We start from the raw sequence: 2,810 nt of genomic DNA on the forward strand, positions 1-2,810 counted from the left end.
ATATTCAGGCCCTCCGCCGGGAAGAAGGAGTGAGGCGGGGGTTAAAACAGAGCGTTGAAGTGCACTATCGTACTAAAAATTAGCACTTATTGCTTAAAGCATTATCGGTTGGCTGTTTAAAATTTATCTTCGGTAAATTAAAGCGTTCATTATGTAATTCGTTTAAATTATATCTACATACCTAAATAATTTGAGTTGCAGAACAAAACGCAGCGCGTTTTGAACAGCCCCAGAGTTGGCCCCGAAGGGGGGAGGCTCCTGGTCCGAATAAAGCCAACGCACATGCAGCTTGAAGTATGACGGGTACAAACAGTTAATGATGACAATCATGTCTTGCCTTATTAGATAAATATCTATTAACCCTGGCTGTAATAAAGTAGTTCTGAAATAAACATCATTTCTTTATATGTGTTAATTGTATAATTAAGGATGGTTAATAAATGAAAGGAATTGTACGCATCGGCGATAAGACAACGCATGGCGGAATGGTTCTGGCTGGTTCAGGTACAATGATTTTTCATGGCATTGGCGTTGCTCGTTTAAATGATCCGGTGAGCTGCCCAATTCCGGGGCACAATCCTTCATTTATATCCGAAGGGCATCCAACGCTGAGAGATAACGGAGTGCCAGTGGCTTTTCATGGCTATAGATGTACCTGTGGCTGTACGTTAATCTCTTCCCTTAATAATGCAACAACGAGTAAGTGATGCCGGTTAATCTTTCTGCTATTCCGGAAATCGCCAGGCGTAGACAACCGCCACTATTAAAAAGATGGCTGGTAGCATTGTGCATTTTTATCGCCTGCAGCGGTCTTTTCACGTATTGGCTATGCTCAGTACAATCAGTTGATCAGGATATTATTTTTTGGCATCTCTTTCTTACGCTGCCGCTGATGAGTTGGTCCCTATTGTTTTCCTTTCGCTGGCTTTTTTATCTGGCTTCTGAATCCGTTGCTGATGGTTGGGATCGGGAGCGTGAGCGGGATATACAAGCGCAAATCCGGCGCGGTCAGCGTTATCTGTTACTGAAGGGCGTAAGCGTCAGGCTACCGCACATTGTGACATCTGCATCACTCAGCCGGCAGTTTATATTGCCGCAGGGCATAGCGCTGCCGGCTGTAGCGGATGAGCACGCCCGTTCTGTTAGCTATCAGGCCAGTTTTCCCGATCCGGAGGGGACATTTTCTGAACGAGTTATAAAGATGCTGATTACGCTTTTGGAAGATCGTGCACTTAAGGCCGTTTTAGCACAACATTCTACCAGTGAGCCTTTAACGGTAGTAATACAGGCGGGAAGTGATGATGCCTTAAGGTGTATTGAGCACAAAAATATTCAGTTAGCTATTTCTTCATATCTGCCTGTTTCCTCCCGTATTGAGATTTCGCCCGATTTTAATTTTAGTCATATCGATCGATGGTTGGACGACCCTGGCGCTATGAGTGCCTTGCTTATTCTTTCCGTTAACTTACATACTAAAATATCAAATGGCGAGGGTGAAGCAGCCGTTGCGTTACTTTTTTATCGTGGATCCGCTGCGGAACATGCAAGTGCTTCAATTGCGCGACTCCACAGACCCGAGCAGTCTAAAGATAGCGCTTCGTTTAATACATCGGCAAATCAGGCGTTGCAATGGGGGAAAACTCATGCAGAAGAGATAACATCGTTATGGGTTGCAGGAATGGGAATGGAGCATAAAGCCAGGATGTTGCTTACGCAAAATAATTTAATATTTCCGGGAATTAATGAAAATTCACAGTTTATTGATATTGACATAAAAACTGGCAGAACGGGGGCGACTTCCCCCTGGCTTGCCGTCGCGCTTGCATCAGATAATGCTAAACAGACTTCTTCTCCGCAGTTGATTGTCAGTCAGGCAGAAAAGGATCTTGCTAACTGGTGGGTAATAGTACAGCCAGTACCTGATGCTTAATCGCTGTTTTAGATAAATAACAAAGTTGCCGCTTAAAATTACTATGTGTTTAATTTTCTTTATGCTCTAAATAATTCGAGTTGCAGGACAAAACGCAGCGCGTTTTGAACAGCCCCAGGGCTGGCCCCGAAGGGGTGAGGCCCTCAGGCCGAATCACGCGGCGACCCAGTGACAAATTCGTCAGGAANAACCTCTGGTGAGCGACAAATCTGTCTGGAGCAGATTTGAACGCTGCGCAGCGGCGGCCCGTAAGGGCGAGTCTCATGGATGAGACGAGTAACCAGAAGCCAACGCACATGCAACTTGAAGTATGACGAGTATATATCAGGAATCGGGGAAATATGATGCACATATCGCATGGATTAAGAAGAAACACATTTTATCTATGGCTGATTCTGCTCTTCTTTTTTATTATTGGCGTTATTGTTTGTCTGATAATAAAAGTTAATCCCTCGCTACTGGGTATCTATCCCGGCTCCATCTGGCAAGAGAGTCTTTTTTATCTGTCGATAATTATGACGGGTAGCTGGCTTCTGCTAATTATCATCTTCTCTATTTCGGTAAAATTTTTTGGAAAGTCAGCCTATCAGAATATCAGAACGTTTTCTGACGAGAGAGAAGTAACAACCTCCCCCTTAAAGAAAACGACGTTTTCTCAGGCAAACGATGAGATTACGTTGCTTAAAGAACGGTTACGCTCCCGCTATGGCCTGTTCTGGCACGGCCGGGTGCGCATCCTCTGGGTGGCGGGAGAGCCGGCGGATATTGATCTGCTCGTTCCCGCGCTGCAGAAAAACCGCTGGCTGGAGGGCAACCGCACCGTGCTGATTTACGGCGGCAGCCTGACCGCGGAAACCGATCCTGAACTGCTCGCCGCGCT

Annotated in this window: 3 protein-coding genes; all 3 read left to right on the plus strand. The window is 45.6% G+C overall.

What is annotated here, in order from left to right; all coding sequences use genetic code 11:
• The first annotated feature begins 440 nt into the window (after positions 1–440).
• Positions 441–707 carry a PAAR domain-containing protein gene (locus tag GJV78_RS22475; protein ID WP_155110279.1) on the plus strand — a complete coding sequence of 89 codons (267 nt, stop codon included), beginning with the start codon at positions 441–443 and terminating at the stop codon, positions 705–707.
• Positions 707–1,930, plus strand: a complete 1,224-nt coding sequence (locus tag GJV78_RS22480) for a hypothetical protein (RefSeq protein ID WP_155110280.1) — start codon at positions 707–709, stop codon at positions 1,928–1,930. Before GJV78_RS22475 ends, GJV78_RS22480 begins: the two co-directional genes overlap by 1 nt.
• Positions 1,931–2,607: 677 nt before the next feature.
• A partial coding sequence (locus GJV78_RS22485) for a hypothetical protein (RefSeq protein ID WP_155110281.1) occupies positions 2,608–2,810 on the plus strand: 203 nt, incomplete at its 3' end.

The sequence above is a fragment of the Intestinirhabdus alba genome (genome assembly GCF_009711095.1).
In the GTDB taxonomy this organism is placed as follows: domain Bacteria; phylum Pseudomonadota; class Gammaproteobacteria; order Enterobacterales; family Enterobacteriaceae; genus Intestinirhabdus; species Intestinirhabdus alba.

Coding starts and splice junctions, on each gene's coding strand:
- GJV78_RS22475 (WP_155110279.1), top strand. CDS start 441: ATGAAAGGAATTGTACGCATCGGCGATAAGACAACGCATGGCGGAATG.
- GJV78_RS22480 (WP_155110280.1), top strand. CDS start 707: ATGCCGGTTAATCTTTCTGCTATTCCGGAAATCGCCAGGCGTAGACAA.